Source organism: Nocardia brasiliensis ATCC 700358 (genome assembly GCF_000250675.2).
GTDB lineage: Bacteria > Actinomycetota > Actinomycetes > Mycobacteriales > Mycobacteriaceae > Nocardia > Nocardia brasiliensis_B.
The window spans coordinates 5,190,374-5,204,751 of record NC_018681.1 but is presented as its reverse complement, the minus strand read 5'-3'; the positions used below and the strand labels follow the sequence as shown (position 1 = coordinate 5,204,751).

Sequence of the window (14,378 nt, the reverse complement as noted above, 5' to 3'; positions counted from 1 at the left end):
AACCTCCTCGCCGGGAACTAGACTCGCCCCGCCGCCACTTCGCCCGTGAAGCGGGTCACCAGCGTCGCGCATTCGTCGTGATGGGTTTCCAGGAGCTGGTGCCCGCTTTCGAAGACGTGGATCTCCAGCGATCGCAGGTCACGGTGATAGGCCATGATCTCGTCCATCTCGAAGAACGGATCATGTCTGCCCCACAGCAGCAGGCACGGTGGCTGGTGCTCGTGGTGGTAGGCGCGCAGAGCCGGGAAGCGGGCGATGTGTGCGCCGTAGTCGGCGAAGATCTCGAACTGGATGTCCATGATGCCGGGCCGGGACAGGCGATCCCAGTCGAACTGCCAGCTTTCCGGAGGATAGAGCCGCGCCAGGCGCTCGGGTTGCGCACCGATGTACTGCTGCCGGGTGGTCTCGAGGTTCATCCACTCGGGTAGCGCGGCCTTGGTCGCAGCGGTGGGGTCGGCGAAGTATGCCTTCGGGGCGTCCCAGTCCGGCCCCAGCCCCTCGTCGTGGGCGTTGCCGTTCTGCACGATCAAGCCGAGGATCCGACCCGGGTGGCGGGTGGCGAGATGGTAGCCCACCGGTGTGCCGAAATCGGTGACGTACAAATAGAACTGGTCCACCTGCAGCTCGGCGAGGAACGCCTCGACCGTATCGGCGAGGTGCGCGAACGTGTAGTCGTAGGCCTCGGGATCCGGTGTGGCGGAGAACCCGGAGCCGGGCAGGTCCGGCGCGACGACATAGGCGGTGTCCGCCAACGGCTCGATGATGTCGCGATACGCGTGCGACGAATTCGGGTAGCCGTGCAGCAGCAGGATCGCCGGATCTTCCGGGTCGCCCGCATGCCGGTAGAAGATGTCCAGACCTTGGACCTCGATCGTCTCGTGCCGGGTCTTGTGCCGATGGTTCTGCATCTCGCAGCACTCCCTTCTCCGGCCTGACGAGCGCCCCGCCTACCGGATACTATGCTTATAGGGGTTACCGATCGAGTAACTGCTAAACATGCAAAATGAGGTTACGACCCGTGGAGTATGCGGTGACGCAATGGGTACCGGAGCATTTCATCGGCGGACATCCCGCCCTCGACCTCGCGAACGCGGTGTTCGATCGCCGGGTACCCGAGCCCGATAACGAGCTGCTCGGATCTGCTCGCGATATCGGAAACTGGCTGGTGGCGACGGGGCTCGCCGGTACTCGCGCGGCCACGGCGGTCGCCGCGATCGAAGCGGAGCCGTTCGTCGCGCGGGTGCACGCGGTGCGGGAGGCCGCGGCTGAGCTCTTCGGGTCGATCGTCGCGGGCGGGAACCCCGACGCTCAGGCGTTCGGTGTGCTCTTGGCGACCGCGGGGAGTGGATTGTCCATCAGCGCAATGAGATTGGATGGCACCAGGCCACACTTCACCCTCGCCCGATGGCGGGATCCCGACGCCGTCACCGCTTTGCTCGCCCTGCTCGCCGTCGAAGCCTTTTACACCCTCCCGCGCGACCGCCTGCGGTCCTGTCCCCGCTGTGCCTGGCTCTTCCTCGACACGTCGCGCGGGGGAAAACGCCGCTGGTGCAGCATGCAGGTGTGCGGGAACCGGGAGAAGGTTTCGCGCCATCGCGGGCAGGTCCGCTGAACACCGGCCGCGCCTATCTCAGCATCCGGCGGATCACGGCGGCCGCGGCGTCGATATCGTCGGGTTCGCCGGTGATCAGCTCGCGGAAGTAGAAGGATTCGCCGATCCGGATGACGGCGTAGGCGAGGGAATGCGGGTCGATATCGTCGAATTCGCCGACGTCGTCGCGGATGAGTTGGGCGAAGGTGGCGACGAACCGGCGCTGGATCACCCCGTCGCGCGAGGTGAGCACGCGCAGCGCGGTGTCGGTGTGCTGTGCGACGAAGGTGCGCATGGCCGGGTGACCGGCGGCGAAATGCAGGCTGCGCCGGATCATTTCGGCGATCCCGTCCGCCCCCTGGCCGCCGCATTCGCGGCGGATGTCCTCGAACCCGGCGGTGGCGATCGCCCAGATGGCCTCGCCGATGATCCGGTTGCGATCACCGTAGCGCCGATACAGCGTCGAGCGGCCGATACCCGCCGCGGCGGCCAGTGCTCTGACGTCGATCCAGCCGTCGCGCCGGAACATTTCCACCGCGGCACGCAGGACGGCATCCGACTCGGTCAACTGGGGAGCTGGGGAATCTAGCGGTAGCGACATCATCAATTCTAGTGTGGCATGGGACACCATTGGTTACGTGTCCCAGCCTGGCGGATCGCACGCCATGGCCGATTCACTCCGGATCGCACGGGAGAATTCGATGTTCAAGCAACCAGCCTTCCTCTTCATTCTGCTCGCCCTCGTCGCGGGTACTGTTGCCGCTCCGGCGGTTTCGGCCACCCCGGACGCGGCTGCGCCCGCCTACCCGTCTTACGTTTCGCTCGGCGATTCCTATACCGCGGGATCGTTCTTGCCGGTGGCCGACGCGCGCTGCGTCAGGTCCAGCCGGAACTACCCGAATCTCGTTGCGGCAGCGCTGAAACCCAAGTCCTTCACCGATGTCAGCTGTGCCGGCGCGGCCACGGACGACATGACCGGCGCGCAACTCCCGGCCGGGAACCCGCCGCAGTTCGCCGCGTTGCGGCCGGACACGACGCTGGTGACGCTCGGCCTCGGCGGTAACGATGTGCCCGCCTTCGAGATCATGTTCAATTGCGCGGTGCGTGGCGCGTCGATACCGCACGGTTCGCCCTGCAAGGACTACTACACACAGGACGGCACGAACCGGATGGCCGAACAGATTCGCGCCATCGGTCCCGACCTCGGTGCGGTGCTCGACGGTATCCGCACTCGGTCGCCGAAGGCGAAGGTGCTGCTGGTCGGCTATCCGGCGCTGTTGCCCGAAACCGGCCCCGGCTGCTGGCCGATCGTGCCGATCTCCGATGGTGACGTGCCGTTCCTGCGCGAAGGCACCAAGCTGCTCAACCGGGTGCTCGCCGAGCAGGCGGCGAAACACGGTGCGACGTACGTGGACACCTACACCGGCAGTATCGGCCATGACATGTGCCGAGCGCCGGGCACGAAATGGATAGAAGGTCCCGTCCCCACCGACCTGGCCGCCCCGGTGCACCCGAACGCACTCGGCGCGCAAAACCAAGCGCGCCAAGTGCTCGCCACGCTGCGCGGTTAACCCTGGATCGAAATATCCGGCGAAAATGGGTGCAGCCGAATTGCGCTTTGTCAAGGGCCCTGGGCGAACGTGCAGGTCAACGCAGATGTGTTGGCCTGCTTAGGGTTTCGGTTAGTGGCGAGTTCGCGTGCGGAATTCTCGAGAGGTGACAGAGTCCGCCGCAGCTGCATTCACCACCGCTCCGTTCTGGATATGGTTCGAGTGTTGAATTCGTAACTAGGTGAAGGGGTGGTCGTCGTGACCGAAGGTAACGCAAAACTGGCTATGGATCCGACAAAGGTCGATTTCGAGGAGGCTTACTCCACCGGGGTTCTCGGCCCGGGCGTCGTCATGGAGAAGCTGCCGTGGGAGATCGACAAACCGCAACCGATTCTGGTCGAGCTCGAGCGTGCCGGGCACGTGCAGGGTGACGTGCTCGACGTCGGCTGCGGCCGTGGTGATACCGCCGTCTATCTGGCCGAACTGGGCTATCGGGTGACGGGCGTGGACATCTCGCCGACGGTGATCGGCAAGGCCCGCGACCTGGCGGCCGAGCGCAACGTCACGGCCACGTTCGACGTCGCGGACGTGACTGTGCTCAGCGGATACGAGGGATCGTTCGACACGGTTGTGAGCAGCGCGCTCGTGCACTGTCTCGACGAACAGCAGCGCAAAGCGCATTGGGACGCACTGGTACGCGTGCTGCGCCCGGGTGGCCGGTTGATCCAATTCTGCTTCGCCAAGTCGCCGGGCAGCGACACCTATGCTCCGTACACGCTCGGCGAGGAAGAATATCGGGCGGTTTTCTGCGCCCCGGCATGGGAGATTCTCGAGCTGCGGCGGGACAAGATCTCCGCACTCAAGCCGCCGCAAGCGTTTTGGGATCTGCTCGGCGAAGAACTCTTCCCGGAGTTCGAGGGTGAGGACGGGATGTTGCTGCCGGTCTGGCTGCTCGAGGTCAAGCGGGTGTAGTCCCGCGCTGCAGCGGGTTGGCGCGCAGCTTGCGTGCCAACCCGTTTCGCATGGCCGCGGCGGCGGCGCTGCGGGGCTTGCGTGCGGCCTGACGATCGAAGCAGTCGGTGAACTCGTCGGCCAGTTCCAGCCGGGGCCAGAGCGTCAAGACCTGCTCGCGGACCGGTAGCGGGATCAGGTCGGCTTCCCGTCCGGAGATATCGATTCCGGTCGAGCGGGCGAGCAGGTGTCCTTCGGGATCCTGGTCGACCTCGACGTGGTCCCACATGTGCCGCACGATGATCTCGTGCAGCCGTCGCCTGCGCCGCTCGGACCAGCCCGCGCCGGCGGCGAACACGGCGGCGACATGCCCGCCCGCATCCTCGAAATCGACTGCGTAGCTGTCGAATTCATCCGCCAGGCCGATGTCGTGGAACATCGACGCCACATAGAGCAGTTCTGTGTCGACTGTGATCGATTCCGCTTGCGCGAGCAAAGCCGCCCAGATGAACGCTCGCGCAGAGTGATGGAACAACGACGGAGAGCAGTACTGTCGCGCCACCTCGCGTGCGGCGCGCGTTGTCACCGTCTCGACGTCGGGCAGCTCGATCGCGCTCATTGCTTCCTCCTTGTATCGCGGTCACCTCACGATGCCGCGGCGCGCTACACTGCCGCCATGTCATCCGGGACAGCTGAACCACAGATTCGGACATGACGCATCGGGTCGGCGTCCTCGTCTTCGACCAGGTCACTCTCCTCGACGTCACCGGGCCGGTCGAGGTCCTGCACACCGCCGGCGTAGACAATCTGTACGAATCGGTGCTGATCTCCGCGCGCGGTGGACTGATCACCAGCGCCGCGCACATCGCTCTGGCCACCACCGCGGTCGCCGACGTGGACACGATCGATACGCTCATCGTGCCCGGTAGCGGCGCGCTCGCCTACGCGGCGATAGATGATGAAATACTGAGCACCACAAGCCTTCTCGCTGATATGGCGAGCCGCGTCGCCGCGGTGTGCACCGGTGCCTTCGTGCTGGCGGAACTCGGTTTACTCGACGGCCGCCGGGCCACTACGCATTGGCGGCAAGCGCCCATCCTCGCGCGCCGCTATCCGCGAATCGACGTCGTGCCCGACGCGCTGCACATCGGAGACGGCCGCTACTTCACCTCGGCGGGCGTCAGCGCGGGCATCGATATGGCGCTCGCGCTGGTAGAACACGATCACGGCCCCGACATCGCGCGTTCGGTCGCCCGCGAGCTGGTCGTGTTCATGCAGCGGCCGGGCGGCCAGTCCCAATTCTCCGCGGCCTTGGATACCCCGCGCCCTCGTACCGCGACGTTGCGGGCCGCGCTCGACGCCGTCCTGGCCGACCCCGCCGCCACCCATTCCCTCGACACCCTCGCCGCGGCGACCGCACTGAGCACCCGTCAGCTGACCAGGCTCTTCCATGTCGAACTCGGCACGACCCCGGCCCGCTGGATCGAGCGGACCCGCCTCGACCGCGCCCAGCAACTGCTCCTCGAAGGCCACACCATCACCGCCGCCGCCCGGCGCAGCGGCCTCGGCAGCGACGAGACCCTGCGCCGCGCTTTCGCCCGCCACCTGGGCGTCACCCCCACCGAGTTCAAACGCCGGTTCGCCACCACCCACGCCGAAGCGCGATAGGCGCGCGGTGCGGTCGCCTCATGCCTTCCCGGTGCCGTGCAGCGTGATCTTCAGGCGTGGGTTCCCGTTCTTCTGATTGATCTTTATCGTGGCGTCGAACTGTCCGACATCGGGCGGGTGGAACACGACCCGCAGATAGCAGTCCGTTTTCCCCTGCGGCGGTGGGCATTGGCCGTCGAGGATGGTGAAGGCCTCGCCGTCCATCCCGTCATCGAGTTGTACCACAGCCAGGTTGTCGCACTCCATGTACGCGAAGGGGATGTACTTCTTGACCGCTTTCCCGACCTGAGTGATGTCGTAGAAGACGGTCGTGTTGTACGGGGTGCACGGTGGCGGCTTCGGTGTCGTAGTGGGCGGGACAATCGGAATCGGGACGACTTTTGTTGTGACGGTTGTCGATTCGGGAGGTTCGGCGGTGGGGGTCGTGGTGGGCGGCGGCGCGCTCGGGGCGGCCGACCGTGGCTGTCCGGTGCGGGTCGGTACGGCGTCCGGAGGTTGTTCGGGCTCTGCCACCGGGGCCTCCGGCGTCGCGGTGGTGGGTACTACTTTGTCGGTAGCGGCGATCTCGGTGGGCGGGGGCATGATTCGCGTGCAGGTGCCCCACAGGCCGAGCACGAGGGCGACGATCACCGCGCCGATCAAGGTGCGGGGGATACGAGGGCGGCCGCGGCCCGCGGGCCGGTCGGGTGGGGTCCGCCACCCCGAGAGGGTGTCGCGCACCCGCCGGGTCTCGGGATGGTCGGCGCCGAGGCGCGCGGTGAAGTTGGGCAGCCACGCCTCCCACAACTCGATCCGTTCCGCGCGCGACGCGGAGGGCAGCGCGTACAGCGCGCCGAAGGCGCCGACCGGATCGCCCGCACCGAGGTAGTGCCGGACGGCGGCGACTTCCCGATACGCGGCTGCTTCGGCGGTGCCGCTCTGCCCGAGCGCGGCGATGATCGCCCGGTGCGCGCGGACGCTCGACACGTCCTTACGCGGATTCGCTTTGCGCAGTGGGTCTTTCAACGCTGTGTGCGCCACACCGAGATGTTCGCCGGTGGTGCCCGGGCGCCGCCGGGCGAGCAACGCGCCGAGCCCGACCGCCAGGTCGCGTACCTGCGATTCCTCGATGGTGCGAGCGCCGAGGTCGTGCAACGCGAGCCGGACTACGTCGATCGGCAGTACCGGTCCGGTTTCCGCGGCGACCACGACGGTGATCAGCAGCCCGACCGCCTCCGCGTGCGGTCCGGTCAGCGACCACTGCAGATGCCCGAGCCGATGCCGGACGAGGACGGCGATGGGGAGGCCCGCGGTGAAGTCGGCGTCCACCAGATATCGGTCGACCTGCAGGATCAAGCGGGCGTGCAGCCAGCCGCCCACCGCGCGCCACGGGCGGTCCGGCCACGGCGCGTCGGTCACGACACCGGGATCGACGGCGGTGAGCGCGCGCGTGACCCGGGACCTCGGCCACGGGGCGCCCTGTTCGTCGCGTGCGTGCCGCAAGAGGAAGGCGCCGATGTCGCTCGCCCCCGGCATCGGTAGTTCGAAACGCCACATGCGAAGGGCCACCGGCAAAGCCGGGGCGTCGGTGTCGCTGCGGGTGGTGCCGATCACCCGGACGTGCGCGAAATCGGCATGACTGGTCAGTGTTTCGATCGCGGTCCACAGTTCGTCGCGGTGACCGTGCTCGGTCGGTAGATCGAGGCCGTCGACGAGAAGTGTGGTGGTGCGGCCGGTGTCGCCCAGTGTGCGGAGTGCGCGCGCCAATCGCGCTGCCACCTTGCGGTATTCGCCGGCAACGGGCGCGGCGGGGGCCGGTTCGAGCTCACCCGCGGCGACGAGCAGTGCCACCCGGCGCTCGAGCTGGACGGCCAGTTCGTCGGTCATCGCGCGCAGTGTGCTGGTACCGGTCAGGAAGACGGCGGCGCCGATATGCGCTGCGCTGATGGCGGTTTCGAGGCCGAGCAGGTCGGGGCGTACCAGCAGGGCGACGGCGGTCGACTTGCCGCTGCCACCCGGTCCGAGCAGTATCCGCAACCGCTCGTTGCCGTGCTCGGCCACGGTGTTCACCTGCCCCCGCAGTGTCTTGGTGATCTGCAGGCCACGGACGAGTTCGTCGACAGTGCCGGCGTCCGGGCGGTCGCGCACCGCGTCGCGGGCCCGAGTCACATTGGGCACCAGCCACAATCCGTGATCGGCGACGGCCGCCGGCGATCCCGCGGCGAACGAGAAGTGCTGCGGCTGCTGGTGTGCGCAGGCCTGGGCGACGGGCGTCAGGAGGTCCGCGGGCAGTAGGTTCTCGCCGCTGGTGGGAACGCCGGTGCGAAAGGTGGCGAGAATGGTCTCGGTGAAACATCCGCTGTAGGCGTTGCCGTCGTCGCTGGCGACCAGGAGGTCCACGCGGCCGGACGCCTGCCGGATCAGGGTCGGCCAGCTACGTGCCCCCGCGTCGGCTACCGCCGCGGCCTCGCAGGTGTCCACCACGACCACCAGGCCGTCCAGCCCGGACGAGCCGCTGAGCCGTTCCTTGAGGGTCTGCGCGAGGTGCACGGCGTACTGCGAGTCCAGGATCGGCTTGCCGTCGGCGTCGGATTCGAGGGAGTCGTGGGCGAGGAAGTAATAGTCGCCATTGGTGCTGAGTCCGTGCCCGATAAGCCACAGCAGCAACGTTGCCCGCTGCTGTGCCGCGGACTCGAATGCCGCTCGCAATGCGGTGTGTAAATTCCGGACGGTCGGATTCACGATTGTCATACCGCTGGGTATCGCCGGTTGCCACTGACCGTAATCGATAAGTGCGGCAGCGACTTCCGGGGCGAGACGGGCGGGGAATCCGAGGTGGGGGAGCGCGGCGCATTCGGAGCCGATAATCAGCGCCAGCCTTCTCCCCACCGTTCCGATAATAATGCCGAGAACTCTGGCACGTCCGATTACGAACACAACTCTGCGGGGACGATGTTCACCAGATTCGGGGCGCGCACGATCACGTCGGCGATGCCCGCGCCGCGCAAGGCGGCGGTGGCCTTCGCCGAAGCGAGCGCCAGTGCGCGCAGTGCCGCGGCATCGATGTCGACCGGCACCTCCAGCCGGTCGCGTACCTTACCGGCCACCTGCACCACGCAGGTCACCTTGTCCGCGGCGATCAGTGCGGAATCACAGTGCGGCCAACTGTATTCCGTCACCGAAGCCGCTCGTCCCAGCCGTTCCCAGGCCTCCTCCGCGGTGTACGGCGCGACGCAGGACAGCATCCGGGCCAGGGCTTCGGCCCCTTCGCGGACCGCCGGGTCCGCCGCGCCGGGCCCGCTGTCGATCGCCTTGCGCAGCGTGGCAGTCAACATCATCATCCGGGCGATGGCCACATTGAATCGTCGGCCGTCCATCGCGGTGGTGGCCGCGTCGATCAGTCGATGTACTCCTCGGCGCACCACAGGATCACCTGCTGCAGAAGAGTTTTCGTGCGACTCGGCGATATCGCCGCTGAGCCGCCAGACCCGGCCCAGCCACTTCGCCGCCGCCGCGGGCGCGACATCGGCCCAGTCGATATCGTCCTCGGGCGGCCCCGCGAACAGCATGGCCACCCGCACCGCATCCGGTCCGTGCGCGGCGATCTGATCCTGCAGATCCACCAGGTTGCCCAAGCTTTTGCTCATCGCTTTGCCCGCCATGAGCACCTGGCCCTGATTCGTCAGCCGGGTGAACGGCTCGACGAAGGGCACCAGTCCCAAGTCGTACAGCACTTTGGTGATGAACCGCGCGTAGATCAGATGGCCGGTGGCATGTTCGCGGCCGCCGATGTACTCGTCCACCGGCAGCCAGCGCCGCACCCCGTCGGGGTCGAACGGGCCTGCGGTGTATCGGGGATTCGGATAGCGCAGGAAATACCAGGACGAGTCGACGAACGTGTCCATCGTGTCGGTGTCGCGTTCGGCGGGGCCGCCGCACGCCGGGCAGCGCACAGTCAGCCATGCGCGGGCGGTGGCCAGCGGTGGCACGCCATCAGCAGGGCGCAGCTGATAACCGTTGTCCGGCAATCGAACCGGCAGCTCGGCCGCGGGTACCGGCACCGCGCCGCAGTCGGTGCAGTGGATGATCGGAATCGGCGTGCCCCAGTAGCGTTGCCGCGATATCAGCCAGTCCCGCAGCCGGTAGGTCACCGCGGCCCCACCGGCATCCTGCTCGGTCGGCTCCGGTGCCGTGCGGCCTTCGGTCTGTGCGTCCGTCGAGCGCCCGATCCAGTTGCGCTGCATGGTCAGTACCTCGGCGGGCCACTTGCCCTGCAGTTCGGCCATGTCGTCGAGCAGGCGTTCGGCGTACGCGGTGATGCGGAAGAACCACTGGGTCAGCTCACGCACCGTCACCGCGCTGCCGCAGCGTTCACATCGTCCGCGCACCACCTGCTCGTTGGCCAGTACGGTCCGGTCGTTCGGGCACCAGTTCACCGGGGCCGCCTTCCGATAGGCCAGGCCGCGTTCGAACAGGCGCAGGAACAGCCACTGGTTCCACCGGTAGTAGTCCGCGTCCGAGGTGTGCAGGCGGGTTCGCCAATCGAACGAGATACCCAGCCGGGCAAAGGATTCGGCTTGGACATCGATATTGTCGTAGGTCCAGCGGCGCGGATCGCGGTTCCGTTTCACGGCGGCGTTCTCCGCGGGCAGCCCGAACGAATCCCAGCCCACCGGATGCAGCACATCGTCGCCTCGCAGGCGTCGATAGCGGGCGATGGCGTACACCTCGGCGTGGCCCATGTGCAGGTCGCCCGAGGGGTACGAGTACATGCTCACCACGTAGGAGCGGGGACGATCGTCACCATGGGTACGCCCGTCGGCGTCGAAGACGCGGCGCTGCCGCCATATCCGCGTCCACTTGTCGATGATTGCGGCCGGGTCGTAGACATCAGGGGCACTGTGGTCGTTCATGGTCACCTCACGGCGCAAGCTCCGGATCGACCCGCGAGCTGTCGCGGGTCGAACGCGGGCACCGCCTCCCGCAGGAGGTCCGCCGTGCTGACTGTGCCCGCTCAGAACCGGGTCAGCACGGCCCGGTAAGCGCTGTCCCCAGGAACGTCATGCGCGCATCGTAACGCGCACCGCCGCGGTGGTGCGAATGCTTTTCCCCGCCGGTCAGTACCCCGATATCGGTACCGATGCGGGATCGTCACCGATGTTTCGGCCGACACGATTGGATAACAACGATCGCGACACGTGCCGAGCGGCAAGATATTTCCGTTGTCGTGTGCATCGAGACCTCCGCTGACTCGGCGTAATCGCTCGCAACCTCTTACCCATCCGCGCCAGGGGCCGTAACGAACTAGGAGGAACACTCGACCGCTGCCGTTGCGCCTCGCCCTGGAAGGAGAACAGTGATAGGCGTCAGTCCGATACGTCCTACCGTCCCGCTGACGAAATGTTCCCGGAGCTTTCCCCTGACCGGAGTCGAGTGCACGAGGCGCGTGTAACGAGCGGTGGTGTAGTAACTTTCGCTGTCGGTATCGGCGGCATTCGGAGGCCGATCGGCTCGGTTCGATACGTGCTGCCGGGGGGTGGCTTCGGCCGGCCTGAATATCGTTCGTCCAGTGTGGCTGTAGCTGACTCGGGAGGTCGAAGGTCGATGAGTTACGAACAAATATCGGAACGTCCGTCGACGCTGGCGGACGTCTTGGTGCGTCGTGGTGTCGAAGATCCCCACCGAGTCGGCTACACCTTTCTCGACGCAGACGGGCACCGCGAAACAGAGGATTACGGGCGGCTCTTGGATCGTGTGGTCGGCTTGGCGACGCGGTTGCAAGAAGTGAGCGCGCCGGGTGACCGCGTCCTGTTGCTCTGCCCGCCCGGTCTGGACATGGTGCACGCCTACTTCGCCTGTCTGCTGATCCGCCGGGTCGCCGTACCGCTGTACGTGCCGACCGGGCAACGGCATTCCGAGACCGTGGCGGCGATCGCCCGCGACAGTGGCGCGGCGGCCGTCATCGCGCCGCAGCAGGTCGCCGCGGTGGCCCGTGAGCTGCTCGGTTGGCCCGACGAGCGGATCCTCGACAGCACGGGGATCGAGGGCGGCGGTGCCAGGGAGCTGCTCGACACGCCGCTCCCGACCGAAAACGAGGTGGCACATCTGCAATACACCTCCGGCTCCACCGGCAGCCCGAAGGGCGTGGTGGTGCGGCATCGCAATCTGATGCACAACCTGGAATGCCAGCGGCGCGCCTTCGGGCACACCGAGCGTAGTTCGGCGGTCCACTGGCTGCCGCCCTCGCACGATATGGGCCTGGTGCTGGGCATTCTTTCGCCGCTCTTCGCCGGATACCCGGCGACGCTCATGGCGCCGCTGACCTTCCTGCGCAAGCCGCTGACCTGGCTGCGCGCGGTGGCCGAGCAGGCGAATACCACTGCGGGCGGGCCGAATCTGGCATTCGGCATCTGCGCCGAGCGGGTGTCGGCGGCCGAGGCCGAAGAACTGGATCTGTCGCGGTGGGACGTCGCGTTCGTCGGCGCGGAGCCGGTCAATCCGATCATTCTGCGCCGCTTCGCCGACAAATTCGCCGTCAGCGGTTTTCGCCGGGAGAGTTTCTTCCCCGGCTATGGACTTGCCGAGGCGACTTTGTATGTGAGCGGCGGGCCGGCCGGTTCGGGTCTGCGCACGCGCTCGTTCGCGAACGAGGAACTGGAAAAGGGTTTCGTCGTCGCGACGCCGAACGGACGCGAATTGGTCGATCTGGGCCCGGTCGGGGCCGCGACGGCGGCGGTGATCGATCCGGTGACGTCGCGGCGATCGGATCCCGGCCGGGTCGGCGAAATCTGGTTGACCGGTGAAAGCGTCACCGCCGGCTACTGGAACAAATCCGAGGAGAGTGAGCGGGCCTTTGCGGCAGAAATCGCGGGCGAGGCCGATACGCCATATCTGCGCACCGGCGATCTCGGTTTCTTGGCCGACGGGCACCTTTTTGTCTGCGGCCGGCTCAAAGAGGTGATGATCATCAACGGGCGGAATCTGTTCCCGCAGGACATCGAGTGGAGTATCGAGTCCACTCATCCGCGATTGCGTCGCGGGGGCTGTGCCGCATTGTCGACCGAGGTGAACGGTGAAGAGCGGTTGATCGTCGTGCAGGAACTCGATGAGGAAATCGCGGACGACACTGTGGCCGCGCTCGAGCAATCGATCAGGTCCGCGGTCAGCCGGGATCATGCCGTGGCGCTGTACCGAGTGATATTCGTCGACAAGGGCAAGGTGCTGAAAACGACCAGCGGGAAGATCCGGCGCTCGCAGCTACGTCACCTGTACGCCAACGAGATCGGATCGAGGGCCATATGAGCGAGCCGCAGGGCCGCGCCGACACCACGACGTTCTTCCTCGGCTGGGCAAAGCAGCGTCTGGGACTCGAGCAGATAGATCCGCGGACACCGCTCACCGCGCTGGGCCTCGACTCGGTCAAGGCGGCCGAGCTGTTGACGATTCTCGAGGACCGATTCGGCATCGAGGTGTCCGCGGAGGACATCTACGGCGACATGTGCGTCGCCGATCTGGTCGACGAGGTGGTCAACCAGGGCGAGGCCGGTGCCGTCGCCGCAACCGTGGCCTCGTGCGCGCCGGATCGCCGGGCCGGTGCGGCCGTGGAGTTCGGCCTGTTCTTCTTCGCCAGCGACGCGCAGCAGCGTAGTGCGCAGCGTTACCAGCTGTTGTTCGACAGCGCGCGGTTCGCCGACGCACACGGCTTCTCCTCGATCTGGTTGCCGGAACGGCACTTTCACAAGTTCGGTGGCCTCTACCCGAACCCCGCCGTGCTGGCGGCGGCGCTGGCGCCGGTCACCGAGCGGGTGCGGATCAGGGCGGGCAGCGTGGTGCTGCCGCTGCACGATCCGGTACGGGTCGCCGAGGACTGGTCGGTAGTCGACAACCTGTCCGACGGTCGAGTCGACGTCGCGTTCGCCACGGGCTGGAACCCCGACGACTTCGTGCTGGCGCCCGACCGCTACCGCAGCAGGGTCGAGGTGATGCGCGAGGGCATGCAGACCGTACGGCAGCTGTGGCGCGGCGAACCGATCTCGCTGCCGAACGGCGCGGGTGAACCACGTTCGGTGCGCATCTTTCCCACCCCCATCCAGCCGGACCTGACCACCTGGGTGACCTGTAGCGGGGGCGTGCAGCGCTTCGAGATGGCGGGCGAACTCGGCGCGAATGTGCTCACCGCCTTGCTCTTTCAGGACGTGGACGAGCTGGCGGACAAGATCACCGCCTATCGCAAGGCCCGTGCCCGGCACGGCCACGACGCCGCCGGCGGCCGGGTCACCGTCATGCTGCACACCTTCGTCGGTGCCGACGACACCGCCGTGCGGCAGACCGTGCAGGGGCCGTTCAAGAATTACCTCGCCGATTCGGTCGACCTGTGGCGGCGCGGCGCGCAAGCCCTCGACGAGTTGGACGACCGGACGCGAAACAAGGTGCTGGACTTCGCCTTCGAGCGGTACTACCGCACCAGCGGGCTGTTCGGCACGCCCGATTCGGCACTGCCGATGGTGGCGAGCCTGCACCACGCGGGCGCCGACGAGATCGCCTGCCTCATCGACTTCGGTGTCGCCGAGTCGGCCGTGCGCGCGGGGCTCGAGTCGCTGGCCACCCTCGCGCACCACGCACGTTCTCTTTGAGCTTCG

Annotated in this window: 11 protein-coding genes; 6 read left to right on the top strand and 5 right to left on the bottom strand. The window is 67.0% G+C overall.

From position 1 onward, the window contains the following. Positions 1–17 precede the first annotated feature (17 nt). Positions 18–908: an alpha/beta fold hydrolase gene (locus tag O3I_RS22895; RefSeq protein ID WP_014985361.1), complete on the bottom strand. Its 891-nt coding sequence runs from the start codon at positions 906–908 to the stop codon at positions 18–20. Positions 909–1,030: 122 nt separating this feature from the next. Between O3I_RS22895 and O3I_RS46410 the strand changes: the two genes are divergently transcribed. Continuing rightward, positions 1,031–1,612, top strand: coding sequence for a CGNR zinc finger domain-containing protein (locus O3I_RS46410; protein WP_237748113.1), 582 nt, complete (start codon positions 1,031–1,033; stop codon positions 1,610–1,612). Between the two features lie 13 nt (positions 1,613–1,625). Here the strand turns inward: O3I_RS46410 and O3I_RS22885 are convergent, their stop codons facing one another. Beyond that, positions 1,626–2,195, bottom strand: coding sequence for a QsdR family transcriptional regulator (locus O3I_RS22885; protein WP_202804865.1), 570 nt, complete (start codon positions 2,193–2,195; stop codon positions 1,626–1,628). 97 nt (positions 2,196–2,292) lie between these two features. Between O3I_RS22885 and O3I_RS22880 the strand changes: the two genes are divergently transcribed. Next, positions 2,293–3,162, top strand: a complete 870-nt coding sequence (locus O3I_RS22880; RefSeq protein ID WP_141692043.1) for an SGNH/GDSL hydrolase family protein — start codon at positions 2,293–2,295, stop codon at positions 3,160–3,162. 237 nt (positions 3,163–3,399) lie between these two features. After that, positions 3,400–4,113 (top strand): class I SAM-dependent methyltransferase, encoded by a 714-nt coding sequence (locus O3I_RS22875; RefSeq protein WP_235210881.1) that lies wholly within the window; start codon positions 3,400–3,402, stop codon positions 4,111–4,113. Here the strand turns inward: O3I_RS22875 and O3I_RS22870 are convergent. Beyond that, positions 4,100–4,711, bottom strand: a complete 612-nt coding sequence (locus O3I_RS22870) for a cyanamide hydratase (protein WP_014985356.1) — start codon at positions 4,709–4,711, stop codon at positions 4,100–4,102. The genes O3I_RS22875 and O3I_RS22870 overlap by 14 nt on opposite strands. Before the next feature lie 92 nt (positions 4,712–4,803). Here O3I_RS22870 and O3I_RS22865 point away from each other — a divergent pair, with 92 nt between their 5' ends. Then, positions 4,804–5,760 carry a GlxA family transcriptional regulator gene (locus tag O3I_RS22865; RefSeq protein WP_014985355.1) on the top strand — a complete coding sequence of 319 codons (957 nt, stop codon included), beginning with the start codon at positions 4,804–4,806 and terminating at the stop codon, positions 5,758–5,760. Positions 5,761–5,778: 18 nt separating this feature from the next. On the opposite strand, the gene O3I_RS22860 is transcribed toward O3I_RS22865, so the two are convergent. Continuing rightward, positions 5,779–8,490, bottom strand: a complete 2,712-nt coding sequence (locus O3I_RS22860) for an ATP-binding protein (protein WP_014985354.1) — start codon at positions 8,488–8,490, stop codon at positions 5,779–5,781. Between the two features lie 176 nt (positions 8,491–8,666). Then, positions 8,667–10,652: a leucine--tRNA ligase gene (locus O3I_RS22855; protein ID WP_041564189.1), complete on the bottom strand. Its 1,986-nt coding sequence runs from the start codon at positions 10,650–10,652 to the stop codon at positions 8,667–8,669. A 691-nt stretch (positions 10,653–11,343) separates the two neighbouring features. Between O3I_RS22855 and O3I_RS22850 the strand changes: the two genes are divergently transcribed. Together O3I_RS22850 and O3I_RS22845 are read left to right on the top strand one after the other, a co-directional pair. After that, the gene (locus O3I_RS22850) at positions 11,344–13,041 is read left to right on the top strand and encodes a fatty acyl-AMP ligase (RefSeq protein ID WP_014985352.1); all 1,698 of its coding nucleotides are present in this window, start codon (positions 11,344–11,346) and stop codon (positions 13,039–13,041) included. Beyond that, the gene (locus O3I_RS22845) at positions 13,038–14,372 is read left to right on the top strand and encodes a MupA/Atu3671 family FMN-dependent luciferase-like monooxygenase (RefSeq protein WP_014985351.1); all 1,335 of its coding nucleotides are present in this window, start codon (positions 13,038–13,040) and stop codon (positions 14,370–14,372) included. Before O3I_RS22850 ends, O3I_RS22845 begins: the two co-directional genes overlap by 4 nt. The last annotated feature ends 6 nt before the right edge of the window (positions 14,373–14,378 follow it).

Bases quoted from the DNA above. Each gene is read 5' to 3' on its own strand.
- O3I_RS22895 (WP_014985361.1), bottom strand. From the start codon at position 908: ATGCAGAACCATCGGCACAAGACCCGGCACGAGACGATCGAGGTCCAA.
- O3I_RS22885 (WP_202804865.1), bottom strand. From the start codon at position 2,195: ATGATGTCGCTACCGCTAGATTCCCCAGCTCCCCAGTTGACCGAGTCG.
- O3I_RS22880 (WP_141692043.1), top strand. From the start codon at position 2,293: ATGTTCAAGCAACCAGCCTTCCTCTTCATTCTGCTCGCCCTCGTCGCG.
- O3I_RS22870 (WP_014985356.1), bottom strand. From the start codon at position 4,711: ATGAGCGCGATCGAGCTGCCCGACGTCGAGACGGTGACAACGCGCGCC.
- O3I_RS22865 (WP_014985355.1), top strand. From the start codon at position 4,804: ATGACGCATCGGGTCGGCGTCCTCGTCTTCGACCAGGTCACTCTCCTC.
- O3I_RS22860 (WP_014985354.1), bottom strand. From the start codon at position 8,490: ATGACAATCGTGAATCCGACCGTCCGGAATTTACACACCGCATTGCGA.
- O3I_RS22855 (WP_041564189.1), bottom strand. From the start codon at position 10,652: ATGAACGACCACAGTGCCCCTGATGTCTACGACCCGGCCGCAATCATC.
- O3I_RS22850 (WP_014985352.1), top strand. From the start codon at position 11,344: ATGAGTTACGAACAAATATCGGAACGTCCGTCGACGCTGGCGGACGTC.
- O3I_RS22845 (WP_014985351.1), top strand. From the start codon at position 13,038: ATGAGCGAGCCGCAGGGCCGCGCCGACACCACGACGTTCTTCCTCGGC.